The sequence below is a fragment of the Humibacter soli genome, from assembly GCF_054779035.1.
On sequence record NZ_BAAGYX010000003.1, the window covers coordinates 98,906 to 122,705 of the forward strand.

Genomic DNA, 23,800 nt, shown 5'->3' on the forward strand with positions numbered 1-23,800 from the left:
CGAGGTGTTTCACGTGAAACATGCCGGTTCTCGAGACGCGCGCGTGACGCGTACTCCTCAACCAGCAGGGATAAGGGCGACCGCATATTTCACGTGAAACACTCCTCGCTCACTACGCGGCGATGCGGTGGTGCTCCCAGCCCGTCGGACCTAGGTCGTAGCGCAGCCGGAGGTGGTCGCGGCTAGGGTCGCCCTGCCAGAACTCGATGCTCTCGGGCTCGATGCGCCAGACGCTCCACTCAGAGGCGCCCGACTCGGGATCCCCGGCGATCATGTTCTTCGCATCGGACAGCACTCGCTCGTGCTCCGACACGTCGTCGATGACACGACCCTGCTCGCCCGCAAGCACCATGGCTCGGGCATCCGGGTGCCGTGCGGTGAAATCAGCCACGGCGGCCGCAGCGCCCGCGCGCACAGCAGTTCCCCTGATCCGAATGGCTCGGGCAAGCGGCGTCCAATAGAACGAAAGGGCACACCGGGGATTCGCTCTTAACTGCAGCACCTTGGGGGAGGAGACGGACGTGGCGATCTCGAATGCGCCATCGTCCGTGATGTCCTTCACGATAAGGACACGAGCATCCGGCTTCCCGTCCTCGTCAACCGTCGACAGCGTCGCAGCGTGAGGCTCCGGCACTCCAGCTTCGATCGCGGCGAACAGCCACTCGATCACGAGCGCTCGAGGGTTCCCCGGCGCGTCCTCGAGAACAAAAGGCGGCGCCGCGCCGACGACGGACGGGAGGGCTCTCAAGTTGTCGCGAAGTGTGGACACCTTCCCAGACTGGCACGACCGCGGCGATCGTCAGAATCGAGCCGCGCTGACGCAACTCACCCCGCGAACGGATCTTCGCCGAGTTCCTGCAGAATGCGATTGAGATCCTGCACCGAGGCGAACTCGATCGTGATCTGGCCCTTGCGAGCACCGAGCGCGACCTTCACTCGGGTGTTGAGTCGGTCGCCGAGTCGCCCGGCGATCTCGTCGAGGTGACCTTGACGCTTGCCGGCTGCTGGGCGCGGCTTGACCTCTTTGGGCTTCGCGCTCACCAGCGCTTCAGCCGAACGCACCGAGAGGTCTTCGTTGACGATCTTGTCCGCGATCTTCTGCATCGCATCGGCATCCCCGGCCGCCAGAATCGCCCGAGCGTGGCCGGCACTCAACACACCGGCGGCGACTCGCTGCTGAACCGGCGCCGGCAGTCTCAGAAGCCGGATCGTGTTCGTGATCTGCGGACGCGAACGTCCGATGCGTGTCGCGAGCTCCTCCTGCGTGATGCCGAAGTCGGCGAGGAGCTGCTGGTACGCCGACGCCTCTTCGAGCGGGTTCAGCTGCGACCGGTGCAGGTTCTCGAGCAGGGCATCCCGCAGCATGTCCTCGTCAGCGGTGTCCTTCACGACGGCCGGAATGGCGTCCAGCCCCAGGGTCTTCGTGGCGCGAAGCCGCCGCTCACCCATGATCAGCTCGAACTTGCCGGGCTGCCCGGTGAGCGGTCGCACCACGACGGGCTGGAGAACGCCGACCTCGCGAATGCTCGCGACGAGCTCCTCCATCGCCTCAGAGTCGAACTCGGTGCGAGGTTGCTGCGCGTTCGGAACGATGTCGTCGGGGGAGAGGCTCGCCAGCCGAGCTCCCGGAACGGCGACCAGCACGTCCGCTTCGGTCGGCTTCGCCCTGTCTTCGGAGAAGAACACGTCGACGGGGCGCTGTCCCTCGGTGTCGGTCGTGGGGATCAGGGCGCCGATCCCGCGTCCCAGACCGGTGCGCTTCGCTGCCATGGTGGCCTTTCTCGTCTGCCGCGCGAGCGCGGCGCTGTCAACGTCGTGTTCGGTTCAGCAGACCGATCATCAGCGCGGAACGCCGCGCCTGGCGATCTCGGCCGCTGCCTCGAGATAAGAGAGCGCACCGGGAGACGACGTGTCGTAGCTGATCACGCTCTGCCCGTAGCTCGGTGCCTCCGAGATGCGTACGGATCGAGGGATGATCGTCTCGAGCACCTCCTTCGGGAAGTGCTGCCGAACCTCCTCGGCGACCTGGTGCGCCAGGTTCGTGCGCGAGTCGAACATCGTCAGCAGGATCGTCGACACCTTCAACTTCGGGTTGAGGTGTTTCTCGATCAGGGAGATGTTCTTGAGCAGCTGGCTCAGTCCCTCGAGCGCGTAGTACTCGCACTGGATGGGGATGAGCACCTCGGTCGCCGCCACGAAAGCGTTGATCGTGAGCAGTCCGAGCGAAGGCGGGCAATCGATGAGCACATAGTCGATGCCCTCGGGAATCTCATCGAGGAACGTGCGGAGCGCGCGAGCCAACCTCTGCTCCCTCGCCACCATGGAGACAAGCTCGATCTCGGCACCGGCAAGGTCGATCGTGGCCGGAACACAGAAGAGATCCGTCTGATCCGGCGAGCTCTGCACCACCTCGGCCATCTCGGTGTCGTTGACGATCACGTCGTAGACGCTCGGCGTGCCCTCGCGGTGCTCGACGCCCAGCGCAGTCGAGGCGTTGCCCTGCGGATCGAGGTCGATCACGAGAACGCGCGCACCCGAACGCGCGAGAGCGGCCGCGAGATTCACCACGGTGGTGGTCTTGCCGACGCCACCCTTCTGGTTCGAGACCGTGAAAACCCGAGTGCGTGCCGGCAGTGGCAGGGTGGTCTCTTCGAGGGCCTGGCGGCGACGGTTGAGGTCGATGATCTCGCTAGCAAGGGGGGTCGACATGTCCAACGGCGCGCGCACCTCCGTGTCCTCGTTTTCGGGATGTTTCACGTGAAACTTGCTGACTTTCTGCTCTGCTGGCGGACCGTGCCGGGCTTCCGAGCGGGCTATCTCACTGTAGCCCGGATGATCCTGGTGACCTCGTCGACGACGCCCTCACCGAGCACTTCCACACGAACATCCGAGAGCCGAAACCGGCGGATCTCCTTGACTGCCGCATCGATCTCAGCCTGTGCGTTCGCGCCCTTCATCAGCACCAGCTCTCCACCGTCTCGAACGAGTGGCGCAGCGATCGGAGCGAGCTTGCGGAACGCACTCACGGCACGCGCCGTGACCTGGTCCAGCCTCTGGGGGAGCTTCACGTCCTCTGCGCGCGATCGGATGACTTCGACGTTCTCCAACCCGAGTGCATCCACCTGCTCCTGAAGCCACAGCACGCGGCGCTCCATCGGCTCGATCAGCACGAATCGCACATCCGGTCGCGCGATCGCGAGCACGATGCCGGGGAGTCCGGCGCCACTGCCGATGTCCCCGACAATTCCGGGTGCGAGCACCGGAGCGACCAGACCGCAGTTGATGATGTGGCGAGTCCACAACCGAGGCGGCTCGAGGGGGCCGATCAGCCCGCGTTCTTCGCCCTCACGCACCAACGCATCGGTGAAGGCGCGTGCCAACTCGATGCGCGAGCCGAAGACCTCCGTAGCCGCCGCGGGCTCAGGCTCGACGATCGTCGTCATGTTTCACGTGAAACCGGGTCGAGCTAGGCGCGCGTGACGACGGTGTGACGGTCCGCCGCCTCGCCCACCGAGTGGGACGAGAATCCGCGGTCCGCGACGATGTCGTGCACGATCTTGCGCTCGTACGACGACATCGGGGGAAGAGCGGCCTGCGCGGCGCCCTCCTCGATGCGGGCGACGGCTCGGTCGACCAGCAGGGCGAGTTCGTTCTTGCGGGCATCCCGCGAACCGCCGATATCGAGGATCAGCCGCGAGAACGACCCGGTCTTCGACTGCACAGCCAGCCGCGCAAGCTCCTGCAACGCGTTCACCGTGTCGGCACGATTCAGCAGGCGAAGGGCCTGCGGGTCATCGGCCGAGACGGAGACATAGGGCCGGCCGTTCTGCACGTCGATGTCGATGTCGCCATCGAGATCGCAGATGTCGAGAAGCACCTCGATGTAGTCGGCAGCCGCGTCGCCCTGCGCCTCGAGGCTCTCCGGGCTGAAGGAGTCGTCAATGTCCTTGGGTGCCGACACCTGCGCCGACACGGTGGACTCGTCTGTCATGCTCACTATTTCTTTCCGCCGGTCGACTTCTTCGATCGGGCCTTGCTCATGGGCTGCTGCCGCTGCGTCGTGATCGGCTTCGCGGGAACCTCGTCGACGACGAGCACGGGCGCGCCGTCGACAGCCGTCTTCAGCTTGCCTCTGCGAGCCAGTCGCGCCTCCCGAGCCTTCTCCGCCTCACTACCGGGGGTAGGCATATTGCGGATGACCAGGAACTGCTGACCCATCGTCCACAGGTTCGAGGTGAGCCAGTAGAACATGACGCCGAGCGGGAAGGCGACACCCGAGAACAGGAAGACGAAGGGGAGCAAGTACAGCAGGATGCGCTGCTGACGGAACTGCGGGCTGGCCTTCGTCTCCGGCGACATGTTCTTGGAGACGATCTGAAGCTGAGTCAGGAACTGCGACCCGGTCATCAGGATGACCATGATCGCCGCGATGATCATGACCTCCCAGCTGAAGGGCTTGCCCGCCACCATCAGCGACCACTGCGATCCGAACGATGCGTTCAGGGGCGCGCCGAGGAATTTCGCCGTCTGGAAGGACTGGAGAAGACCGGCGTTCGACAGCAGACCGACGCTGTCCTTACCCTGCTGGGCATCGTTCAGCACATGGAAAAGGCTGAAGAACACAGGCATCTGGAGCAGCAACGGAAGACACGAGCTCAACGGGTTGGTCCCGGTGCGCTTGTAGAGCTCCATGGTCTCGCGCGACATCGCCTCGCGAGAGAGCTGGTCCTTCTTGCCCTTGTACTTGTCCTGAATCTTCTTGAGCTGCGGAGCGACCTCGAGCATTCGGCGCTGGTTCTTGATCTGGCGTACGAAGATCGGGATCAGCGCGGCACGGATGACCACGGTGAGGCCCACGATCGACAGCACCCAGGTCACGCCTGAATTGGGGTCGAGCCCCATGCTGGTCCAGAGCCAGTGCCAGCCGATCAGGAGCAGCTGCACCAGCCACTCGATCGGCCAGAGGATCGTATAGATGAAGTCCATCGCTTACTCGGTCATCCTTTTGCGTGGCCGCGTGCCACCACGAACCCGAAGGGGGTGACGGAATAGCGGGGGGTCTTCTTGCGGGGAACGTCGTCGACTCCGCCGGCCGCCCACGGGTGGCAGCGGATGATGCGTGCCGTTCCCAGCGCGACACCGACGATCAAGCCGTGTTCCTGGATCGCGCCGAGCGCGTAGGCGGAACACGAAGGGTAGTAGCGGCACACGTCGCCGTACAACGGAGAGATGACGGCACGATAGGCGCGCAGGATCAACACAGCCACGTTCCTCGGAATGAGGATGACGGTGGTGATCAGGGCTTGCATCGGGCGCCTACTTCGTCGACAGCTCGGCGGATCTCACCTTGCAGGGTAGTCCAGGATGCCTGCGCGGACGCTGGCAGAGCACGCACCACGATGTCGTGGCCGGGCGCCACCTGCGGCAGAAGCTCGCGGGAAGCCGCTTTCAGCCGACGTCGCACCGTGTTCCGTACGACGGCGACCCCGACGGCCTTGCTCACCACGAAGCCGAACCGCACGTCCGCACTCTCCCGAACACGACGCACATACGTGATCGTGTTCGGGGCGTGCACGCGCACACCACGACGGATGGTCAGCCGATACTCAGCGCCTGTCCTGATCCGGTTCGCTCTGGCGAGCACCGCACTGAGCTACTGCTACGCCGAGAGCTCGGTGCGACCCTTGCGACGACGGTTGGCCAGGATGGCGCGACCGGCGCGGGTACGCATGCGCAGACGGAAGCCGTGCACCTTGGCGCGACGACGGTTGTTCGGCTGGAAGGTTCTCTTGCTCATCAGGGTCTCTCGATCGATTTCGGTTCTCTTCGTGAGGCAACCCCGATGGGACACGTTCGCCCTAGGCGCCTGGAGAAGGAAGATGTGCCGCTGGTGCGGCCTGCGGTCAACCCATTAACGGTACGGGGTGGTTCGCGGGAGGTCAAACCGAGCTCCGCGAAACCGTTGATTATCCACACAGACAGGACTAAGCCTGAAGAGGCACGCCGACGACACGAAGATCTCGCTCACCCGATGATTTGAGCGGGCGGGCTCGATTCGTTAGCGTGACATGCGAAGTTATCCCCAGGTTGTGAATCGACCTGTTCGAAGCACCGCGTTGGCGTTGAGAATGCCGTTGCGGCACATGGGGATAACCATGTGGATAAGAGCGGGTCGGGTCTGCTGCATCCGGCCCCGCACGTTCACAACGGGGTGGGGCGGGCTTGTCGTGCAGGGTCCGTGAGAGTGATCTAGGGGAACTATGGCTGACGGCTATGCGTCGTTGACGAACGCGTGGAGATCGGTTCTGTCGACCCTCGAGACGGATGACCGGGTCACCCCGCAGCTGTACGGGTTCCTCAGTCTCGTCGAGCCCAAGGGCATCATGGCCGGCACCTTCTATCTGGAGGTTCCCAACGAGTTCACCCGCGGCATGATCGAGCAACGCTGCCGTGTGCCTCTGCTGAACTCCATCGGCCGCCTCGACGACACGCTGTCGGTCTCGAACTTCGCCATCGTCGTCAACCCCAACATCACGCACGACACTCCTCAGCTCGAGCCGGAGCGCATGGAGTCCAGCTACATCGACACGCCGGAGACGGTGACCCAGCCATCCGCTCCCGTCACCGACATCACCGCGGCACCGAGGAACGCCGACTCCCGGCTGAACCCGAAGTACAGCTTCGACAACTTCGTCATCGGCCAGTCGAACCGCTTCGCGCACGCGGCAGCCGTCGCGGTAGCCGAGGCACCGGCCAAGGCATACAACCCGCTCTTCATCTACGGCGACTCCGGCCTCGGCAAGACGCACCTCCTGCACGCGATCGGCCACTACGCGATGAGCCTCTACCCGGGCATCCGGGTCCGGTACGTCAGCTCCGAGGAGTTCACGAACGACTTCATCAACTCGATCGCGAACAACCGGGGATCGTCGTTCCAGGCTCGGTACCGAAACATCGACATCCTGCTCATCGACGACATCCAGTTCCTGCAGCGAGCGGTCGAGACGCAAGAGGCGTTCTTCCACACCTTCAACACGCTGCACGACCACAACAAGCAGGTGGTCATCACCAGCGACCTGCCGCCGAAGCACCTGACCGGCTTCGAGGACCGCATGCTCACCCGCTTCGAGTGGGGCCTGATCACGGATGTCCAGGCTCCCGACCTCGAGACGCGCATCGCCATCCTGCGCAAGAAGGCGCAGAGTGAGCGCATCCTCGTGCCCGACGACATCCTCGAGTTCATGGCGTCGAAGGTCTCGAGCAACATCCGGGAGCTCGAGGGAACGCTCATCCGTGTGACGGCGTTCGCCAGCCTGAACAAGACCCCGGTCGACATGAGTCTCGTTCAGACGGTGCTCAAGGACCTCATCACGCTCGACGACGACAACGTCGTCTCGCCGGCCGACATCATCACGGCGACTGCCGACTACTTCAAGCTGAGCGTCGACGACCTCTACGGATCGTCGCGGTCGCAAGCCATCGCCACCGCGAGGCAGATCGCGATGTACCTCTGCCGCGAACTCACCAATCTCTCCCTGCCCAAGATCGGCCAGCTCTTCGGCAACCGCGACCACACCACGGTGATGTACGCGAACAAGAAGATCAGCGAGCTCATGAAAGAGCGTCGCTCCATCTACAACCAGGTCACCGAGCTCACCGCCCGCATCAAGCAGACCCACCGCTGAGGGTTTCGCGCACCCACCCTCCCGCGGGCTGAGGACCCGCGGAACGCGCAGGCGTCAGCACCGGTGGCTGAGGACCCGGCGGAACGCGCGCGTCTCGAAACCCGCTGTCCCCGCGTCAGGTTTCGAGACGCACCGCTTCGCAGTGCTCCTCAACCACCGGGGGGACGCACCGCTTCGCCGTGCTCCTCAACCCACGGGGGACACGCGCAATTCACACTGTGGATAACCCTGTTGAAACTTAACGAATAACAGGCTTCGGCGTGTGGGGAGCCGCGACGCTCTTGTGAAATCAACCCTCCGCTGCGCATCCCGCCGCCCGCCGACGACGGTGATCCATCAACAGGGCTTCGACAAGTCACAGTCGTGTAGTTCCCATGCGGCGACTGCTCTCCACCGAGTTATCCACAGTTTCCACAACGGTTAAGCCGATTAAGAGAACAAGATTCTTTAAGCAGCCGATGCGACAACCTCAGGTGCTCGATCGACCGACCCGACCCGCTCGTCGGCCCGCCGTCGGCGGGGGATAGCATGGAGCGGATGCACCCATCTGCGTACCGACAGGGGAGAACTTCGTGAGGTTTCAGGCCAACCGCGATGTGCTGAGCGAAGCGGTCTCTTTCACAGTCAAGCTGCTGCCTCAGCGCACGACGTTGCCGATCCTCAGCGGTGTGCTGATCACCACCACCGATGACGGCATCTCCCTCTCGGCCTTCGACTACGAGGTCTCGGCGCAGACCGAGATCTCCGCAGCGGTCGAGGAGCCGGGAACCGTTCTGGTGTCCGGCCGTCTGCTCGCAGAGATCGCATCGAAGCTCCCGAACGCTCCCGTCACCTTCGCCACCGACGACAACCGCATCGTGGTGAGTTGCGGCAGCGCGAGCTTCACTCTTCTGTCGATGCCGGTCGAGGAATATCCGACCCTTCCGCAGATAGCCGGCGAATCGGGTCTCGTGCCCGCCGACGAGTTCTCAGGGGCGGTCGCGCAGGTCGCGGTCGCAGCCTCGCGTGACGATGTGACCCCGGTGATCACCGGCGTGCAGCTCGAGATCACCGAGAACCGGCTGAGCCTGGTCGCGACCGACCGATATCGCGTCGCCGTTCGTGAGATCGACTGGGACGGATCGATCGGTCGGTCCGAGCCGTCGACCGCCTTGGTGCCGGCGCGCACGCTGCAGGAGATCGGCAAGACCTTCGGTCACAACGGCAACATCCAGGTGACGCTCGTCGCGAAGGACGACCGAGAGCTGATCGCCTTCACCGCCGAGAAGAAGACCGTGACGTCGTTGCTCATCAAGGGCAACTTCCCTCCCGTGAAGCGACTGTTCCCCGAGACGGTCGAGAACTACGCGGTCATCAACACCGCTGATCTGATCGAGGCGACAAGGCGCGTCTCCCTCGTGCTCGAGCGTGAAGCAGCGCTGCGGTTCACGTTCAACGTCGACGGCCTGACACTCGAGGCGATCGGATCGGAACAGGCACAGGCATCCGAGAGTGTGGACGCTCTGCTGACCGGCGATGACACGGTCGTCTCGCTGAAGCCGCAGTTCCTGCTCGACGGACTCAGCGCCGTGCACTCGGAGTACGTGCGCATCTCGTTCACGAAGACCGACAACCCCAACAAGCCAGGGCCCGTGTTGATCACGAGCCAGACCAGCAAGGAGCAGGCCGGAAGCGACAGCTACCGATACCTGCTTCAGCCGAACCTGCTTCTGCGCTGATCGGCAGGCCTCCCCGCTCCCGTTTTCGACGACATTCCGTTTCGACGACAAAGGATTCATCATGCACATCGGTCTCATCGGTCTCGGAAAAATGGGCAACAACATGCGTTCGAGGCTCGAGCGCAACGGCATCCAGGTCACGGGGTACGACACGAACCCCGATGTCTCGGATGTCGCGTCGCTGGCGGAGCTCGCGGCCGCACTCCCCTCGCCGCGCACGGTCTGGGTGATGGTGCCGGCCGGTGCGATCACCGACTCCGTGGTGAACGACCTTGCAGGCATCCTCGAGAAGGGCGACCTCGTCATCGACGGCGGCAACTCGAAGTTCACTGAGGACTTCAAGCACGCCGAACTGCTGGCGAAGACCGGTGTCGACTTCATGGACGCCGGTGTCTCCGGCGGTGTGTGGGGTCTCGACAACGGCTATGGCCTGATGGTCGGTGGCAGTGCCGCGCAGGTCGAGCGCGTGATGCCGGTGTTCGATGCGCTTCGCCCTGAGGGACCGCGCGACGAGGGATTCGTGCACGTCGGCGAGGTCGGCGCCGGTCACTACGCGAAGATGGTGCACAACGGCATCGAGTACGCGCTCATGCAGGCGTATGCAGAGGGTTACGAGCTGCTCGACACGCGCAAAGACATCGTGAAAGACGTCACCGGAACGTTCAAGGCGTGGCAGCGTGGCACCGTCGTTCGGTCGTGGCTGCTCGACCTACTGGTGCGCGCTCTCGAACAGGACCCGGAGTTCGAGCACATCGAGGGCTTCGTGAACGACTCGGGAGAGGGCCGCTGGACGGTCGAGGAAGCGCTGAACAACGCGGTGCCGATGCCGACGATCAGCGCATCGATCTTCGCTCGCTTCGTCTCACGTCAAGAGGACTCGCCCGCGATGAAGGCTGTTGCCGCGTTGCGCAACCAGTTTGGCGGCCATGCCGTGAAGGCTGTCGACTGACCGTCGCGCTACGGCGGTTCGGAGCGAACCGCATGTCTGCAATTCGGATGACGGGTGTTCGGCCATGAGAGTGACACACCTCTCGCTGACCGACTTCCGCAACTACGAGCAGGCCGAGGTCGAGCTGGCGGCCGGCCCGAATCTGTTCGTGGGCAGCAACGGACAGGGCAAGACGAACCTGGTCGAGTCGCTGGTGTTCCTCTCCACCTCGGGATCGCACCGAACACCGGTCGACACGGCGATGATTCGTCAGGACGCCGGAGCCGCAGTCGTCCGATGCCGGGTCGAGCACGACGGACGCGCCGTGCTCCTCGAACTGCAACTCAACAGGACCTCGGCGAACAAGGCGATGCTCAACAGGTCGCCGCGCAAACCGCGCGAACTCGTGCGCTACCTCTCTACCGTGTTGTTCGCGCCGGAGGATCTGGCCCTCATCCGAGGCGAACCGGCGGTGCGAAGGCGCTTCCTCGACACGGTGCTCGTTCAGAGGTCGCCGCGACTCGCGGGGGTGCTCGCCGACTACGACCGGGTGCTGCGCCAACGCAACACGCTGCTCAAGTCGGCGCGGGCGTCCGGAGTTCGTGGTTCGGCGTTGTCGACGTTGGATGTCTGGGACGAGCGACTCGTCGCACTCGGTTCCGAGATCATCGACGAGCGTTCTGCCCTGATCGCGGATCTCGTCGATCCGGTGCGCGACTCCTACCGATCTGTGGCGGGTGGCGACCACGATCCACGGCTCGTCCCGCTGCTGACGGTGGACGGAGCGCAACCGGATGACGAGGGTGACGCCACCGAGGGGCATCCCGACGACATGGGCGGTTCGACGGCGGACCGCTTCGCTTCGGCGGTTGCGAGCTTGCGCGGCAAGGAGTTGGAACGAGGGGTGACGCTCGTCGGTCCGCACCGCGACGACGTGCGGTTCGAGCTCAACGGACTGCCCGCCAAGGGGTACGCGAGCCACGGTGAGTCGTGGTCGTTCGCGTTGGCGCTCCGCTTGGCATCCGCGCAGCTGCTGCGAGATCGCTCGACAACCGGCGACCCCGTGCTGATTCTCGACGATGTCTTCGCCGAGCTCGATCAGGCGAGGCGCGCGCGGTTGGCGGCATCTGTTCAAGGGTACGAGCAGGTGCTGGTCACGGCGGCGGTGTTCGAGGACGTTCCCGAAGCGCTCCGTGCGCACACGGTACGGATCAGTGCGGGCCAGGTCATCTCGCAGGGCGACGAGTCGAGCGATGAGTCGGGCGGGCAGGCCACCCATGAATGAGTCGCCCCATGAGTGAGTCGGCCGAGTACTACCGTCACCTGAAGGAGCTGTTCGGCGCCGATCCTGGTTATGCGCGCCGCGGAACGAAGCGGGACAGTGCGCGCCAGGGCACGAAGACGAGTCAGCCGTTCGACCCCGGCCGGGAGCCGTTGGGCCTCTCCGGAGCGATCGCGTCGCTCGCCGACGAGCTCGGCTGGAACTCGCCGCTGGCGAAGTCCGAGCTGCTGGCGGCGTGGGCCGACGTGGTCGGCGACGAGACGGCGAAGCATTCCGATCCAGCGGGGATCGAGGGTGGCGTCCTCACGGTGCGGTGCGACTCGACGAGCTGGGCGACGCAGCTGCGGCTGATGCGCGGTGAGCTCCTTCTGCACATCCAGCTGAGATACCCCGATGCGGGTGTGGAAAGTATGCGCTTCATGGGACCTGACGTCCCCTCATGGAAACGCGGCCCCAGGTCGATTCCAGGGCGCGGTCCACGCGACACTTACGGTTGAGCAGGCAAATCTGTTCAACCCGACATTTTCATCGCGTCAGACGGCCGTTTCTCGCCCTATGACCAGGTACCGCTTGATAAGATGAGAAGTCACGAAAAAAGTGCGGTCAGGAGCTCAATTCCCGATGACGATGGAACCGAATACGGCTGGATCCGACAACGAGTACGGCGCGAGCCAGATTCAGGTTCTCGAAGGTCTCGAGGCGGTACGCAAGCGGCCCGGCATGTACATCGGCTCGACCGGACCGCGAGGACTGCATCATCTGGTCACCGAGATCGTGGACAACGCCGTCGACGAATACCTCGCCGGCCAGGGTGATCACATCAACGTCACCTTGACAGCGGATGGCGGGGTACGGGTCGTCGACAATGCACGCGGCATTCCGGTTGGCATCCACCAGCCAGAGGGCATCTCGACCGTCGAGCTCGTGCTCACCGTTCTGCACGCCGGCGGCAAGTTCGGCGGTGGTGCCTACGCGGTCTCCGGCGGCCTGCACGGCGTGGGCTCATCGGTGGTGAACGCGCTGTCCTCCCGGCTCGAGGTCGAGGTCAAGCAGCAGGGTCACGCCTGGAGGCAGACCTACCACGTCGGCGTGCCCGACGGCCCGCTCGAGCAGGGCGAGGAGACGACCGACACCGGTACGACCATCACCTTCTGGCCGAGCGCCGACATCTTCGACAGCATCGAGTTCGACTACGACACGCTGCGCACTCGTTTTCAGCAATACGCCTTCCTCAACAAGGGTCTGACGATCAGCCTTCGGGATGAGCGTCCGCAAGAGACGCTGGATGAAGACGGCGAACCGGTTCAGGGTCGCAACGACACCTTCCTCTACCAGCGTGGGCTCGAGGACTATGTCGAGTACCTCAACTCGGCGAAGCGCGCGGAGGTCGTGAACGACGGCATCATCTCGTTCGAGTCCGAGGACACCGAGCGCAAGATCGCCCTCGAGGTCGCCATGCAGTGGACGACCGCTTACACCGAGAGCGTGCACACCTACGCGAACACGATCAACACTCACGAGGGTGGAACCCACGAAGAGGGTTTCAGGGCCGCGCTGACGACGCTCGTCAACAAGTACGCCCGTGAGAAGGGCATCCTGAAAGAAAGGGATGACAACCTCTCCGGCGAAGACGTGCGTGAGGGCCTCACCGCGGTCATCTCGGTGAAGCTCGCCGAGCCGCAGTTCGAGGGTCAGACCAAGACCAAGCTCGGCAACACCGAGGCGAAGGCCTTCGTGCAGAAGGTGGTCGGCGATCAGCTCGGCGACTGGTTCGATCGCAATCCGAACCAGGCGAAAGACATCATCCGCAAGGCCATCCAGGCGGCGACGGCGCGCTTCGCAGCACGCAAGGCGCGCGATACCGCCCGGCGCAAAGGCCTGCTCGAGGGTGGCGGCATGCCCGGCAAGCTGTCGGACTGCTCGAGCCGCAATCCCGAGGAGAGCGAGATCTTCCTCGTCGAGGGTGACTCGGCCGGAGGCTCGGCCAAGCAGGGCCGCAATCCTGCGACCCAGGCCATCCTTCCGCTGCGCGGAAAGATCCTGAATGTCGAGAAGGCCAGACTCGACCGTGCACTCGCCAACACCGAGATCCAGGCGATGATCACCGCCTTCGGAACGGGTATCGGCGAAGAGTTCAATGGCGAGAAGGCCAGGTACCACAAGATCGTTCTGATGGCGGATGCCGACGTCGACGGACAGCACATCACGACGCTGCTGCTCACCCTTCTGTTCCGGTACATGCGTCCACTCATCGAGATGGGCTACGTCTACCTCGCGCAGCCGCCGCTGTACCGCATCAAGTGGTCGAACGCCGAGCACCAGTTCGTGTACTCCGACCGAGAGCGCGACGCGCTGATGGCGGATGGCTTGGCATCCGGTAAGCGGATCCCGAAGGACAACGGCATCCAGCGCTACAAGGGTCTCGGCGAGATGAGCTACCAGGAGCTGTGGGAGACCACGATGGACCCGGAGACCCGCACGCTGCTGCAGGTCACCATGGATGACGCGGCAGCCGCCGACGAGACGTTCGCGACCCTGATGGGCGAAGACGTGGAGTCGCGCAGGCACTTCATCCAGAAGAACGCGAAGGATGTGCGCTTCTTGGATATTTGAGGTCGAACCGCTCACCGCCGGTTGAGGAGGCGAACGCCGTCTAGAGACCAGCGTGAAACGAACCGCATCAGACGTCAGAGAAGAAGAGAAGTAGATGGCAGACGAGACCGACGGCAACGAGCAGACAGTGTCGGGCGATGGCAGTTCCGGCATCATGCACGGCAAGATCGAGCCCGTCGAGCTGCAGATCGAGATGCAGCGCAGCTACCTCGACTACGCGATGGCGGTCATCGTCGGCCGCGCGCTCCCCGAGGTGCGTGACGGCCTGAAGCCCGTGCACCGCCGTGTGATCTATGCGATGTACGACGGCGGCTACCGTCCTGACCGCGCCTTCTCGAAGTGCTCGCGTGTTGTCGGCGACGTGATGGGACAGTTCCACCCGCACGGCGACACCGCCATCTACGACACGCTCGTGCGACTGGTTCAGCCGTGGAGCCTGCGGTACCCGCTCGCGCTCGGCCAGGGCAACTTCGGCTCCCCGGGCAACGACGGCGCCGCTGCAATGCGGTACACCGAGACCAAGATGGCTCCACTCGCACTCGAGATGGTGCGCGACATCGACGAGGACACCGTCGACTTCGAGCCCAACTACGACGGCCGCACGCAGGAGCCGTCGATCCTGCCCAGCCGCTTTCCAAACCTTCTGGTCAACGGCTCTGTCGGCATCGCGGTCGGCATGGCGACGAACATCCCTCCGCACAACATGCGCGAGGTCGCCGCCGGTGCGTTGTGGGCGCTCGAGCACCCGGATGCCTTGCGCGAGGAGCTCCTCGAAGCACTGATGGAGCGCATCAAGGGTCCTGACTTCCCGACCGGAGCGCAGATCCTCGGCGTCAAGGGCATCCACGATGCCTACCGCACGGGCCGCGGCTCGATCACGATGCGTGCCGTCGTGAACGTCGAGGAGATCCAGGGCCGCACGAGCCTGGTCGTCACCGAGCTTCCCTACCAGGTGAACCCCGACAACCTCGCGATCAAGATCGCGGAATTCGTCAAGGACGGCCGCATCGCCGGCATCGCCGACATCCGCGACGAGTCCAGTGGTCGCACCGGTCAGCGACTCGTGATCGTTCTGAAGCGCGACGCCGTCGCGAAGGTCGTTCTGAACAACCTGTACAAGCACACGCAGCTTCAGGAGAACTTCGGCGCGAACATGCTGGCGATCGTCGACGGCGTGCCTCGAACGCTGCCGCTCGACGGGTTCATCACCGCGTGGGTCGATCACCAGATCGACGTCATCGTGCGCCGCACGCAGTTCCGTCTGCGCAAGGCAGAGGAAGACGCGCACATCCAGCGTGGACTCGTGAAGGCGCTCGACGCACTGGACGAGGTCATCGCGCTCATCCGTCGTTCTCCGAACTCCGAGGAGGCCAGGGCCGGCCTGATGGACCTGCTCGAGGTCGACCAGGTGCAGGCCGACGCCATCCTGTCGATGCAGCTGCGTCGCCTCGCCGCTCTCGAACGTCAGAAGATCATCGACGCCCTCGCCCGACTCGAGGCCGAGATCGCGGACTACAAGGCGATCCTCGCCGATGGAGCCCGCCAGCGCTCGATCGTGAGCGAGGAGCTCACCGAGATCGCCGACAAATACGGCGACGAGCGCCGCACGAACATCCTGTACGGCTTCGACGGCGACATGAGCGTCGAAGATCTCATTCCCGAAGAAGAGATGGTCATCACCGTCACGCGTGGCGGATACATCAAGCGCACCCGCAGCGACAACTACCGGTCGCAGCATCGTGGCGGCAAGGGTGTCAAGGGTGCCCAACTGCGCGGTGAGGATGTCGTCGACCACTTCTTCGTGACGACCACGCACCACTGGCTGCTCTTCTTCACCACCAAGGGTCGCGTCTACCGTGCGAAGGCGTACGAGGTGCCTGAAGCGGGTCGGGATGCCAAGGGTCAGCACGTCGCCAACCTGCTCGCGATGCAGCCCGACGAGGAGATCGCGGAGATCCTCGACATCCGCGACTACTCGGTCGCGAAATACCTGGTGCTCGCGACCCGCGACGGCCTGGTCAAGAAGACCCCGCTCGCTGAGTACGACACCAACCGCACAGGCGGCATCATCGCGATCAAGCTGCGTGAGGAAGACGAGTTGATCTCGGCACTGCTGACGGAGGACGACTCCGACATCCTGCTGGTCTCGCGCAAGGGCATGTCGCTGCGATTCACCGCGACGGATGACGCGCTGAGGCCGATGGGACGCTCGACGTCGGGCGTGATCGGCATGCACTTCCGCGACGACGACTCGCTGCTGGACGCCGCAGTGATCGCCGCGCCGGGTCTCGAACGCGATGACACGACGGCTTCCGCCGATGATGGTTACGTGTTCGTGGTGACCGAAGGCGGGTACGCGAAGCGCACAGCGGTCGACCAATACCGGCTCCAAGGACGCGGTGGATTGGGCATCAAGGTCGCGAAGCTGAGTGATGACCGAGGGGACCTTGCAGGTGCTCTCATCGTGGAGGACGACGACGAGGTTCTCGTGGTTCTTGCCAGTGGCAAGGTGGTACGCTCTGCCGTGGCCGAGGTGCCCGCCAAGGGTCGGGACACCATGGGTGTCGTCTTCGCTCGCTTCGCCGACGATGACAAGATCATCGCAATCGCGCGCAACAGCGAGCGGAATCTGGACGCTCACGACGCCGAGTCGGAAGAGACTGAATCCGACGCGGAGGCCGAGCAGCCCGGAAAGGATGACACGGTAGATGAGTAGTAGCGTCGCGGAACAGTTGGCACGGAAGTCCTCTCGCAAGCCCTCGAGCAAGCAGGTCAGGCTCCGCCTGGTCTACGTCGACTTCTGGTCGGCGGTGAAGCTGTCGTTCCTGATCGGACTGTGCTTCGCGATCATCTCGATCGTCGGATCGTTCCTGATCTGGACCGTCCTCGACCAGACGGGAATCTTCGACAACCTGAACAGCCTGTTCAAGGACATCTCCGGTACGAGCGGAACCGACTTGAAGTCGATCCTCGGTCTCGGCACGGTGATGGGCTTCTCGATCGTGGTCGCGATCCTGAACCTCGTGGTGACGACGGCGCTCGGTGCCGTCTGCGCGCTGCTCTACAACCTCAGCGTGAAGATCACCGGAGGCCTGCTCGTCGGCTTCACCAACAGCTGATCGACGGTCCAGCTGCCGCCTCGATTCGCGAGATCGACAGCGCTCAGGTAGTCTTTCATTCGGCCATTTTCGAGTGGTCGTACCAGGGGATATAGCTCAGGCGGTTAGAGCGCTTCGCTGATAACGAAGAGGTCCGAGGTTCAAGTCCTCGTATCCCCACCAATTCCTCGCACGGGGCCTTAGCTCAGTTGGTAGAGCGCCTGCTTTGCAAGCAGGATGTCAGGAGTTCGATTCTCCTAGGCTCCACAGTTGCTTCCTGTGTTCCGTACCATAGCGATCGCGGCGGCGTGTACGGCGCGATCGCGAAGCGACGCACGCCGGGCGGGGACCGGCGTGTTGATGGGCGCTACGCGCCTGCTTTGCAAGCAGGATGTCAGGAGTTCGATTCTCCTAGGCTCCACAGTGTGGATCGGCGTGCCGAAGGGACGCTTCTATGCGGATCTGGTCGGTTCATCCGCGCTTCCTGGATGCCAAAGGTCTTGTGGCCTGCTGGCGAGAGTCGTTGCTCGCTCAGGCCGTTCTTGCCGGGCGTACACGTGGTTACACACGGCATCCGCAGCTGGTGCGCTTTCGAGCGCAGGATGACCCGATCGGCGCCATCGGCGCATATCTGACCGGACTGGCCGACGAGGCCGACGCGCGGGGATACCACTTCGACCGGACCCGCATCGACCGACCGGGTATGAAGGAAGCCCTGGTCGCGGTCACAGACGGGCAAGTCTCCTACGAGTGGGAACATCTCCTGGCGAAGCTGCAGGAACGTGACCCGGCGCGTGCCGAGTGGGTGCGCGAAGCCGCCCCGGAGCAGCATCCACTGTTCCGCATCGTTCCCGGTCCGGTCGAACACTGGGAACGGCTATCCACGGCCTGAATCGGCCTGGTATCTGCTAGGCGAAGAAGTCCGAAAGCACGGGGGCGACGAGCTCCGGGTGCCCGTACTCGTCGCTGTTCTGCGTTGCGCTGTGCCATTGGCCGGCGAGCTCGACGTGCCGGGACCCAGGGATCGTCGCGGCGAGAGCGGCTACCGCGCGTCGGAGATAGGGTCTGGTGGCGGTGCCGTCGAGCAGGAGCGTCTCAGCACGGATCGCAGCGAAGTCGGCAACGCGGTCAGCGTTGGCCATGACGATCGCGAAGTCGTCCGGCATTGCCTCGGCCATTCGTCGGCGATCGGGAGAGCGCAGCATGCCACGCGACGCGAGGGCGAGCACGGGAACGGGCATCCTGAACATCCACGCCGGACCCATCTCGGCGACCTTCATGCCGATCGCAGCGGCGCGCGGGATGTCACCGCACGCGACTGCTGCGATGACCTCGTCCGCCCCCCGGAGATTCATGGAGCCGTCGATCGACAACGGCGGCTCGAAGAGCGCAAGCCGTGCGATTCGATCGCTTTCGAGCGAGGCCCTTGCGGAGATCAGCGCGCCGCTGCTGACACCCATGACTCGCTGCGCTCCCGTCACCTCGAGCACGGTCAGAAGGTCCGAGACAGCCGTCGCCTGAGTCGGCCGGGTCGGGAGTGGACCACTGTCGCCTCGCCCGCGTCGGTCCAGCAAGTGCACCCGAAAGCGGTCGGCGAGAAGAAGTGCGAGGTCGCGCTGGCTCACCCCGGATTGCATGGCGCCGTGCACGATGACGAGATCCGGTCCCGTGCCTACGGAGTGCACAGCGAGCTCGGTGCCGTCGGCTGCGCGAATGGTGCTGGGAGCAAGGGTGGACGTGATCATGTAGTCATCTTAGCGACTAAGATAATGACATGCCAAGATAAAGGGATGACCGAGCGAGACGAACTGACCGACCGGCTGCAGCTGCTGAGCGAGCAGGACGCCACTCAGACGGCGCTCTTCCAACAGATCGCGGCATCGCGGTACGGGTTCGGCGTGACGGACATGAAGGCGTTGAGCATCCTGCTCAGAGAGGGCCCGCAATCGGCGGGCGCGCTCATGTCGCGCCTTCACGTCACCTCCGGCGCCGTCACCGGGATCGTCGACCGCCTGTGCGCGTTGGGGGTCGCGACTCGGGAGTCCGATCCCGCCGATCGCCGACGCATCGTGGTCACTGCGGTCCCGGAAGGCCTCACTGGCCGCGAGAACGTCTACGCCGGCATCGGCCGCGCCTTTCAAGGCCTCTACGCCGAGTACACCGTCGACGAGCTGCGCTTTCTCGCGCGGCACCTCGAACGTGCCGTCGAGATCACCACCGAGCAGACCGCGATCCTTGTCGAGGGATCGCGGCAGTAGTCGAGCGGCACGCCGGCAGGGTGAGCCTGCGCTAGTCGGTATGAGAACCGGGTGAATTACGGGGTGAGTTTCGGCCGAGATCCTGGCCGAGCGCATCATCCCGCTGCCACTCTTGGCGTGATTGTCGCATCGCGTCTCCGGGCCGATGAAGACCCCACGTCGAGCTGATCATCGACGTGGTGGGGATGACTCCCCGAAGCGCCCCCTTCGACCCCCCTTGCCGGAGGGGGCGCCCCCGCATCAGGGTCGAGAACCGCTTGCTAGCGTGATGGCATGCTGTATTCCTCGACGTCGGCGGCCGACAAACGGGCCGACTTTCGGCGGAGGCTTGCGACCGGCGAGCTGCTCCGCTTTCCTGGTGCGTTCAACCCTCTCAGCGCCCGGCTCATCGAGAGCAAGGGCTTCGACGGCGTCTACGTCTCAGGCGCCGTGCTCTCAGTCGACCTGGGCCTGCCCGACATCGGCCTCACCACCCTCACCGAGGTCGCCGGTCGCTCCAAGCAGATCGCGAGGATGACCGAGCTTCCGTCCATCGTCGATGCCGACACCGGCTTCGGCGAGCCCATGAACGTGGCGCGCACTGTTCAGGAATTCGAGGACGCGGGCGTCGCCGGCCTGCACATCGAGGACCAGGTGAACCCCAAGCGCTGCGGACACCTCGACGGCAAGCAGGTGGTGGACGAGTACACCGCTCTGCAGCGCATTCGCGCGGCGGTGGATGCCCGGCGCGACCCCAACTTCTTGATCATGGCCCGCACCGACATCCGTGCCGTCGACGGACTGGCTGCTGCGATCGACAGGGCAAAGGCGCTCGCGGATGCCGGAGCGGACGCGATCTTCCCCGAGGCGATGGCGACCCTCGAGGAGTTCGAGGCGGTGCGTGCCGCCGTGGACGTGCCGCTTCTGGCCAACATGACGGAGTTCGGCAAGAGCGATCTCTTCACCGTGCAGCAGCTCGCGGACGTCGGCATGAATATCATGATCTGGCCGGTGTCGCTGCTGCGGCTCGCGATGGGCGCTGCCATGCGCGGCCTCGACGAGTTGAACGAGAAGGGCACACTCGCCGGCAAGCTCGATGAGATGCAGCACAGGTCGGAGCTCTACGAGCTGATCGACTACGAGGGTTACAACCACTTCGACACGTCGATCTTCAACTTCACGATCGGTCGCTGAGGGCTCGCGCGGTCTTGTCGCCACTGAGGGGCACTCAGCTCTTGCCCGACAGGGGGGACGTAGGGTGTCTCCATGGACATCCGCGTCGCCGCCTATGCCGTCATCGTCGACGGCCCCAAGGTGCTGTTGGCCCACTGGAACCAGCACGGACGAAGCGGGTGGACGCTGCCTGGCGGCGGAATCGAAGCAGGTGAGGATCCGGCAGATGCCGCGGTGCGCGAGGTGCAGGAGGAGACCGGCTACCACGCGGTGCTCGACGAACTGCTCGGCGTGCACTCGCACGTCATCCCCGAGGACCAGCGCATCTCCGGCGACGGCGCCCTGCAGGCGTTACGGATCGTCTACCGCGCCCACGTTGTGAGCGGCGACCTGGAGAACGAAGCCGACGGCTCCACCGACGAGGCGCGCTGGTTCGACCTGAGTGAGGTCGCGTCGCTGCGCAAGGTCTCCCTGGTCGACACCGGTTTGCGGTTCGCCGGCCTCATCGCCTGAGCTCCAGGTACACGGAAGAGCCGGATGCCGGGGCATCCGCTCTTCACCGCCTGGCGGGTCAGTCCTGAAGGGGAGGCTCGGTCGTCTCTTCTTCTGCGACCCAAAGCTCGTCGTCGGCCCGGAACGTCTGCCACACAGCGTAGGCGATTCCAATCAGCGCGACGGCACCGAGGGCCAGTGCGAAGTAGGTGCCGAAACCGGGACCCGACTTCTCCGACTTCTTGGTGAGCTCGCCCTTGGCGGATTGGAGCCGCTTGATGGCCGCCTGAACACGGGCGTCGTGTGCGACATCCGCCACGCTCAGGGCAGTGCCGAGAGCGGTGCCGATGACCGGTACGACGGTGCCGGTGACGACATCGCCTGCGGCACGGGTGACGGGCTTCACATACTGGTGGTAGCCCTCCTTCACCCGAGGGGCCACCTCTTCTCTCGTCAGGTGAACGGCCTGACGGCCGGCCTCCTGTGCCGCGACGTTTGCGCGGCCGAGAACCTGCTGCTGGGTATCCCACAGCTCCTGGACCTCTGCGCGAAGCCGGTTGAGTTCCTTCTGGCGCTTGCGTGACAGACTCACGTTTCCTCCACCCAGTCGAATGTGCGGGTTTCTCCATCTTGCCACCGAAAGCTTGGACGGCCAGGGGAACCACGAAACCGCTATGTAAGAATTGAGCCCATGTCCAAGCACACCGCAGTGGCCACGCTGCACACCAACTATGGCGACATCGCCGTTAATCTCTACGGCAACCACGCCCCGAAGACCGTGAAGAACTTCGTGGGCCTCGCCACGGGCGAGCAGCAATGGACCGACCCGCAGACGGGCGAGGCGCGCACGGACAACCTCTACGACGGCGTCGTGTTCCACCGCATCATCCCGGGATTCATGATCCAGGGCGGCGACCCGCTCGGCACCGGCACCGGCGGCCCCGGCTACCGCTTCGACGACGAGATCAGCCCGGACCTCGATTTCACGCAGCCCTACATGCTCGCCATGGCGAACGCCGGAATCCAGGGCGGCCGCGGCACCAACGGCTCGCAGTTCTTCATCACCGTCGCGCCGACCACCTGGCTGCAGGGCAAGCACACCATCTTCGGCGAGGTCGCGGGCGACGATTCGCGTCGCATCGTCGACAAGCTGGCCGGTGTTCCGACCGATGGACGCGACCGCCCGCTCGACGACGTCGTGATCGAGTCGGTCACGATCGAGCAGGCGTAGCCGCAGGAGTCCGAGCCCCCGAAGTGACGCAACCCTCTTCGCCGGGTGAGCCGTCTCCGACGACCTGCTACCGGCATCCCGATCGGCCGACCTATGTGCGCTGCCAGCGCTGCGGTCGGCCGATCTGCGGTCAGTGCCAGACCCCGGCGCCCGTCGGCTTCATCTGCCCAGAGTGCATGCGGCAGCAGCGCGCCACCGCGCCGCGTACCAAGCCGGCGTTCCTGACCAGGCTGACCGGCCCGCGCCAGCCGGTCGTGACGTACACGATCATCGCGATCTGTGTGGTCGTCTTCCTTCTGCAGTGGATCACCGGGCTCTCCAACGGGCCCGTGACCACCTCGCTCTGGTACGCAGGTGCCTACGGCTACCCGACCGGAACCTTTCAGGGCGCGTCGTACGAGCCGTGGCGCATGATCACCACGGCGTTCGTGCACGCGAACATCCTGCACATCGCGCTGAACATGTACACGCTCTGGATCTTCGGCATCGTGCTGGAGCCCATGCTCGGGCGTGCCCGATATGCGGTGCTCTTCGTGCTGAGCGCCATCGCAGGCTCGGTCGGCGTCTATCTGCTCGACTCACCGGTGCAGCCGGTGGTCGGAGCGTCGGGTGCCATCTTCGGCATGATGGCGGCCTTGCTGATCATCCAACGGCACCTCGGCGGACCGATCACACAGCTGCTGGTGCTCGTCGGCATCAACCTCGTCATCAGCTTCCTACCGGGATTCCAGATCGCCTGGCAGGCTCACGTCGGTGGACTCGTCGGCGGCGCGATCGTCGGGCTCATCTATATGCAGACGCGGGCGCGGTCCAGACGACCGTTGCAGATCGTGCTGCTGGTGGTGTTCACCGTGCTGCTGATCCTGCTCGGAAGCTGGCACGTCTTCGCGGGATGATCACCGTCGGGTGACCGGCCGCGACGCCACCGAGTTATCCACAGGTTTCCCCACAAGTGGGGATAATTACATGGGTGTAATTGCTCGACAGTCGGCGCGGATCAGAGCGCTCAGCGCCACCGCGTCGTCATGAGGAACCCGACGAAGGCGATCGCGAAGCCGATCAGGATGTTCCACGCGCCGAGCTGCGGAATCGGGTACTGGCTGCCGCTCACGTAGAACACGACGATCCACAGCAGGCCGATGATCATGAAGCCGAGCATGACCGGCAGGAACCATACCGGGTTGGGAGCGTCGTCGTTTGACCGGGCGGCGTCGGCCGGTCGGGAGGAGCGCTTGGTACGGGTCTTGGAAGCCATAGTGCCAACATTCTAACCGTTGCAGGGTCCGCGCTCACCGTGCGGTTCGATGCCCGGATGACGGCGAATGCAACCCTCTCTCGGCGGG

26 protein-coding genes and 3 tRNA genes are annotated in these 23,800 nt (G+C 64.5%); 17 read left to right on the forward strand and 12 right to left on the reverse strand.

All coding sequences use genetic code 11. The annotated features are described in order from the left end of the window. Nucleotides 1–112 precede the first annotated feature (112 nt). The 9 genes from ACYVDN_RS17465 to rpmH form a co-directional block, all read right to left on the reverse strand. On the reverse strand, nucleotides 113–769 hold the full coding sequence (locus ACYVDN_RS17465) for a pyridoxine/pyridoxamine 5'-phosphate oxidase (RefSeq protein WP_460573737.1): 657 nt from the start codon (nucleotides 767–769) through the stop codon (nucleotides 113–115). 56 nt (nucleotides 770–825) lie between these two features. Further along, a complete protein-coding gene (locus tag ACYVDN_RS17470; RefSeq protein ID WP_460573739.1) occupies nucleotides 826–1,770 on the reverse strand; it encodes a ParB/RepB/Spo0J family partition protein in 945 nt (314 codons plus the stop codon). A 69-nt stretch (nucleotides 1,771–1,839) separates the two neighbouring features. Beyond that, a complete protein-coding gene (locus ACYVDN_RS17475; RefSeq protein WP_460573893.1) occupies nucleotides 1,840–2,709 on the reverse strand; it encodes a ParA family protein in 870 nt (289 codons plus the stop codon). A 104-nt stretch (nucleotides 2,710–2,813) separates the two neighbouring features. After that, nucleotides 2,814–3,443 (reverse strand): 16S rRNA (guanine(527)-N(7))-methyltransferase RsmG, encoded by a 630-nt coding sequence (rsmG, locus tag ACYVDN_RS17480; RefSeq protein WP_460573741.1) that lies wholly within the window; start codon nucleotides 3,441–3,443, stop codon nucleotides 2,814–2,816. A gap of 23 nt (nucleotides 3,444–3,466) precedes the next feature. Further along, a complete protein-coding gene (locus ACYVDN_RS17485) occupies nucleotides 3,467–3,991 on the reverse strand; it encodes a Jag family protein (protein ID WP_460573743.1) in 525 nt (174 codons plus the stop codon). A 5-nt stretch (nucleotides 3,992–3,996) separates the two neighbouring features. Beyond that, the gene (gene yidC, locus ACYVDN_RS17490; RefSeq protein WP_460573745.1) at nucleotides 3,997–4,986 is read right to left on the reverse strand and encodes a membrane protein insertase YidC; all 990 of its coding nucleotides are present in this window, start codon (nucleotides 4,984–4,986) and stop codon (nucleotides 3,997–3,999) included. Between the two features lie 11 nt (nucleotides 4,987–4,997). Next, nucleotides 4,998–5,309, reverse strand: a complete 312-nt coding sequence (gene yidD, locus ACYVDN_RS17495) for a membrane protein insertion efficiency factor YidD (protein WP_460573747.1) — start codon at nucleotides 5,307–5,309, stop codon at nucleotides 4,998–5,000. Continuing rightward, nucleotides 5,297–5,644: a ribonuclease P protein component gene (gene rnpA / locus ACYVDN_RS17500; RefSeq protein WP_460573749.1), complete on the reverse strand. Its 348-nt coding sequence runs from the start codon at nucleotides 5,642–5,644 to the stop codon at nucleotides 5,297–5,299. The genes yidD and rnpA overlap by 13 nt, the downstream gene beginning before the upstream one ends. 15 nt (nucleotides 5,645–5,659) lie before the next feature. Next, complete coding sequence (gene rpmH, locus ACYVDN_RS17505) at nucleotides 5,660–5,797, reverse strand: 50S ribosomal protein L34 (RefSeq protein ID WP_026940492.1); 138 nt, start codon at nucleotides 5,795–5,797, stop codon at nucleotides 5,660–5,662. A gap of 463 nt (nucleotides 5,798–6,260) precedes the next feature. Between rpmH and dnaA the strand changes: the two genes are divergently transcribed. From dnaA to ACYVDN_RS17565, 12 genes are all read left to right on the forward strand, one after another. Continuing rightward, the gene (gene dnaA, locus ACYVDN_RS17510; protein WP_460573751.1) at nucleotides 6,261–7,685 is read left to right on the forward strand and encodes a chromosomal replication initiator protein DnaA; all 1,425 of its coding nucleotides are present in this window, start codon (nucleotides 6,261–6,263) and stop codon (nucleotides 7,683–7,685) included. 572 nt (nucleotides 7,686–8,257) lie between these two features. Next, a complete protein-coding gene (gene dnaN, locus ACYVDN_RS17515; RefSeq protein ID WP_460573753.1) occupies nucleotides 8,258–9,403 on the forward strand; it encodes a DNA polymerase III subunit beta in 1,146 nt (381 codons plus the stop codon). Nucleotides 9,404–9,464: 61 nt separating this feature from the next. After that, a complete protein-coding gene (gene gnd, locus ACYVDN_RS17520) occupies nucleotides 9,465–10,352 on the forward strand; it encodes an NADP(+)-dependent, decarboxylating phosphogluconate dehydrogenase (protein WP_460573755.1) in 888 nt (295 codons plus the stop codon). Nucleotides 10,353–10,416: 64 nt separating this feature from the next. After that, nucleotides 10,417–11,616, forward strand: a complete 1,200-nt coding sequence (recF, locus tag ACYVDN_RS17525; protein ID WP_460573757.1) for a DNA replication/repair protein RecF — start codon at nucleotides 10,417–10,419, stop codon at nucleotides 11,614–11,616. Between the two features lie 8 nt (nucleotides 11,617–11,624). Beyond that, on the forward strand, nucleotides 11,625–12,110 hold the full coding sequence (locus tag ACYVDN_RS17530) for a DciA family protein (protein WP_460573759.1): 486 nt from the start codon (nucleotides 11,625–11,627) through the stop codon (nucleotides 12,108–12,110). 124 nt (nucleotides 12,111–12,234) lie between these two features. Next, nucleotides 12,235–14,226 carry a DNA topoisomerase subunit B gene (gene gyrB, locus ACYVDN_RS17535; RefSeq protein ID WP_460573761.1) on the forward strand — a complete coding sequence of 664 codons (1,992 nt, stop codon included), beginning with the start codon at nucleotides 12,235–12,237 and terminating at the stop codon, nucleotides 14,224–14,226. Nucleotides 14,227–14,320: 94 nt separating this feature from the next. Continuing rightward, nucleotides 14,321–16,942: a DNA gyrase subunit A gene (gene gyrA / locus ACYVDN_RS17540; RefSeq protein ID WP_460573763.1), complete on the forward strand. Its 2,622-nt coding sequence runs from the start codon at nucleotides 14,321–14,323 to the stop codon at nucleotides 16,940–16,942. Beyond that, the gene (locus tag ACYVDN_RS17545; protein WP_460573765.1) at nucleotides 16,935–17,345 is read left to right on the forward strand and encodes a DUF3566 domain-containing protein; all 411 of its coding nucleotides are present in this window, start codon (nucleotides 16,935–16,937) and stop codon (nucleotides 17,343–17,345) included. Before gyrA ends, ACYVDN_RS17545 begins: the two co-directional genes overlap by 8 nt. 85 nt (nucleotides 17,346–17,430) lie before the next feature. Continuing rightward, a tRNA-Ile gene (locus ACYVDN_RS17550) sits at nucleotides 17,431–17,507 on the forward strand. 11 nt (nucleotides 17,508–17,518) lie between these two features. Beyond that, nucleotides 17,519–17,591, forward strand: a tRNA-Ala gene (locus ACYVDN_RS17555). Nucleotides 17,592–17,670: 79 nt separating this feature from the next. Then, a tRNA-Ala gene (locus ACYVDN_RS17560) sits at nucleotides 17,671–17,745 on the forward strand. Between the two features lie 33 nt (nucleotides 17,746–17,778). Further along, nucleotides 17,779–18,216, forward strand: a complete 438-nt coding sequence (locus ACYVDN_RS17565; RefSeq protein ID WP_460573767.1) for a pyrimidine dimer DNA glycosylase/endonuclease V — start codon at nucleotides 17,779–17,781, stop codon at nucleotides 18,214–18,216. Between the two features lie 16 nt (nucleotides 18,217–18,232). On the opposite strand, the gene ACYVDN_RS17570 is transcribed toward ACYVDN_RS17565, so the two are convergent. After that, on the reverse strand, nucleotides 18,233–19,069 hold the full coding sequence (locus ACYVDN_RS17570; RefSeq protein WP_460573769.1) for an alpha/beta fold hydrolase: 837 nt from the start codon (nucleotides 19,067–19,069) through the stop codon (nucleotides 18,233–18,235). 45 nt (nucleotides 19,070–19,114) lie between these two features. On the opposite strand from ACYVDN_RS17570, the gene ACYVDN_RS17575 reads away from it, so the two are divergent. From ACYVDN_RS17575 to ACYVDN_RS17585, 3 genes are all read left to right on the forward strand, one after another. Continuing rightward, nucleotides 19,115–19,582: a MarR family winged helix-turn-helix transcriptional regulator gene (locus ACYVDN_RS17575; protein ID WP_460573771.1), complete on the forward strand. Its 468-nt coding sequence runs from the start codon at nucleotides 19,115–19,117 to the stop codon at nucleotides 19,580–19,582. A 273-nt stretch (nucleotides 19,583–19,855) separates the two neighbouring features. Then, a complete protein-coding gene (prpB, locus tag ACYVDN_RS17580; protein ID WP_460573773.1) occupies nucleotides 19,856–20,755 on the forward strand; it encodes an isocitrate lyase/PEP mutase family protein in 900 nt (299 codons plus the stop codon). A gap of 72 nt (nucleotides 20,756–20,827) precedes the next feature. After that, nucleotides 20,828–21,247 carry an NUDIX hydrolase gene (locus ACYVDN_RS17585; protein WP_460573775.1) on the forward strand — a complete coding sequence of 140 codons (420 nt, stop codon included), beginning with the start codon at nucleotides 20,828–20,830 and terminating at the stop codon, nucleotides 21,245–21,247. 58 nt (nucleotides 21,248–21,305) lie between these two features. Here ACYVDN_RS17585 and ACYVDN_RS17590 read toward each other — a convergent pair whose 3' ends face one another. Next, complete coding sequence (locus ACYVDN_RS17590; RefSeq protein WP_460573777.1) at nucleotides 21,306–21,818, reverse strand: hypothetical protein; 513 nt, start codon at nucleotides 21,816–21,818, stop codon at nucleotides 21,306–21,308. 99 nt (nucleotides 21,819–21,917) lie between these two features. Here ACYVDN_RS17590 and ACYVDN_RS17595 point away from each other — a divergent pair, with 99 nt between their 5' ends. Both ACYVDN_RS17595 and ACYVDN_RS17600 read left to right on the forward strand, forming a co-directional pair. Beyond that, entirely contained in the window at nucleotides 21,918–22,457 is a 540-nt protein-coding gene (locus ACYVDN_RS17595) for a peptidylprolyl isomerase (protein WP_460573778.1), read from the forward strand. Nucleotides 22,458–22,633: 176 nt separating this feature from the next. Next, nucleotides 22,634–23,353: a rhomboid family intramembrane serine protease gene (locus ACYVDN_RS17600; protein WP_460573780.1), complete on the forward strand. Its 720-nt coding sequence runs from the start codon at nucleotides 22,634–22,636 to the stop codon at nucleotides 23,351–23,353. Nucleotides 23,354–23,463: 110 nt separating this feature from the next. Here the strand turns inward: ACYVDN_RS17600 and ACYVDN_RS17605 are convergent, their stop codons facing one another. Then, nucleotides 23,464–23,712, reverse strand: coding sequence for a cell division protein CrgA (locus ACYVDN_RS17605; protein ID WP_460573782.1), 249 nt, complete (start codon nucleotides 23,710–23,712; stop codon nucleotides 23,464–23,466). Nucleotides 23,713–23,800 lie beyond the last annotated feature (88 nt).

What these genes read in the sequence shown, in the direction of transcription:
- ACYVDN_RS17470 (WP_460573739.1), bottom strand. Translation starts at nt 1,770, where the DNA reads ATGGCAGCGAAGCGCACCGGTCTGGGACGCGGGATCGGCGCCCTGATC.
- ACYVDN_RS17475 (WP_460573893.1), bottom strand. Translation starts at nt 2,709, where the DNA reads ATGTCGACCCCCCTTGCTAGCGAGATCATCGACCTCAACCGTCGCCGC.
- rsmG (WP_460573741.1), bottom strand. Translation starts at nt 3,443, where the DNA reads ATGACGACGATCGTCGAGCCTGAGCCCGCGGCGGCTACGGAGGTCTTC.
- ACYVDN_RS17485 (WP_460573743.1), bottom strand. Translation starts at nt 3,991, where the DNA reads ATGACAGACGAGTCCACCGTGTCGGCGCAGGTGTCGGCACCCAAGGAC.
- yidC (WP_460573745.1), bottom strand. Translation starts at nt 4,986, where the DNA reads ATGGACTTCATCTATACGATCCTCTGGCCGATCGAGTGGCTGGTGCAG.
- yidD (WP_460573747.1), bottom strand. Translation starts at nt 5,309, where the DNA reads ATGCAAGCCCTGATCACCACCGTCATCCTCATTCCGAGGAACGTGGCT.
- rpmH (WP_026940492.1), bottom strand. Translation starts at nt 5,797, where the DNA reads ATGAGCAAGAGAACCTTCCAGCCGAACAACCGTCGTCGCGCCAAGGTG.
- dnaA (WP_460573751.1), top strand. Translation starts at nt 6,261, where the DNA reads ATGGCTGACGGCTATGCGTCGTTGACGAACGCGTGGAGATCGGTTCTG.
- gnd (WP_460573755.1), top strand. Translation starts at nt 9,465, where the DNA reads ATGCACATCGGTCTCATCGGTCTCGGAAAAATGGGCAACAACATGCGT.
- recF (WP_460573757.1), top strand. Translation starts at nt 10,417, where the DNA reads ATGAGAGTGACACACCTCTCGCTGACCGACTTCCGCAACTACGAGCAG.
- ACYVDN_RS17530 (WP_460573759.1), top strand. Translation starts at nt 11,625, where the DNA reads ATGAGTGAGTCGGCCGAGTACTACCGTCACCTGAAGGAGCTGTTCGGC.
- gyrB (WP_460573761.1), top strand. Translation starts at nt 12,235, where the DNA reads ATGACGATGGAACCGAATACGGCTGGATCCGACAACGAGTACGGCGCG.
- gyrA (WP_460573763.1), top strand. Translation starts at nt 14,321, where the DNA reads ATGGCAGACGAGACCGACGGCAACGAGCAGACAGTGTCGGGCGATGGC.
- ACYVDN_RS17545 (WP_460573765.1), top strand. Translation starts at nt 16,935, where the DNA reads ATGAGTAGTAGCGTCGCGGAACAGTTGGCACGGAAGTCCTCTCGCAAG.
- ACYVDN_RS17565 (WP_460573767.1), top strand. Translation starts at nt 17,779, where the DNA reads ATGCGGATCTGGTCGGTTCATCCGCGCTTCCTGGATGCCAAAGGTCTT.
- ACYVDN_RS17570 (WP_460573769.1), bottom strand. Translation starts at nt 19,069, where the DNA reads ATGATCACGTCCACCCTTGCTCCCAGCACCATTCGCGCAGCCGACGGC.
- ACYVDN_RS17575 (WP_460573771.1), top strand. Translation starts at nt 19,115, where the DNA reads ATGACCGAGCGAGACGAACTGACCGACCGGCTGCAGCTGCTGAGCGAG.
- prpB (WP_460573773.1), top strand. Translation starts at nt 19,856, where the DNA reads ATGCTGTATTCCTCGACGTCGGCGGCCGACAAACGGGCCGACTTTCGG.
- ACYVDN_RS17585 (WP_460573775.1), top strand. Translation starts at nt 20,828, where the DNA reads ATGGACATCCGCGTCGCCGCCTATGCCGTCATCGTCGACGGCCCCAAG.
- ACYVDN_RS17595 (WP_460573778.1), top strand. Translation starts at nt 21,918, where the DNA reads ATGTCCAAGCACACCGCAGTGGCCACGCTGCACACCAACTATGGCGAC.
- ACYVDN_RS17600 (WP_460573780.1), top strand. Translation starts at nt 22,634, where the DNA reads ATGCGGCAGCAGCGCGCCACCGCGCCGCGTACCAAGCCGGCGTTCCTG.
- ACYVDN_RS17605 (WP_460573782.1), bottom strand. Translation starts at nt 23,712, where the DNA reads ATGGCTTCCAAGACCCGTACCAAGCGCTCCTCCCGACCGGCCGACGCC.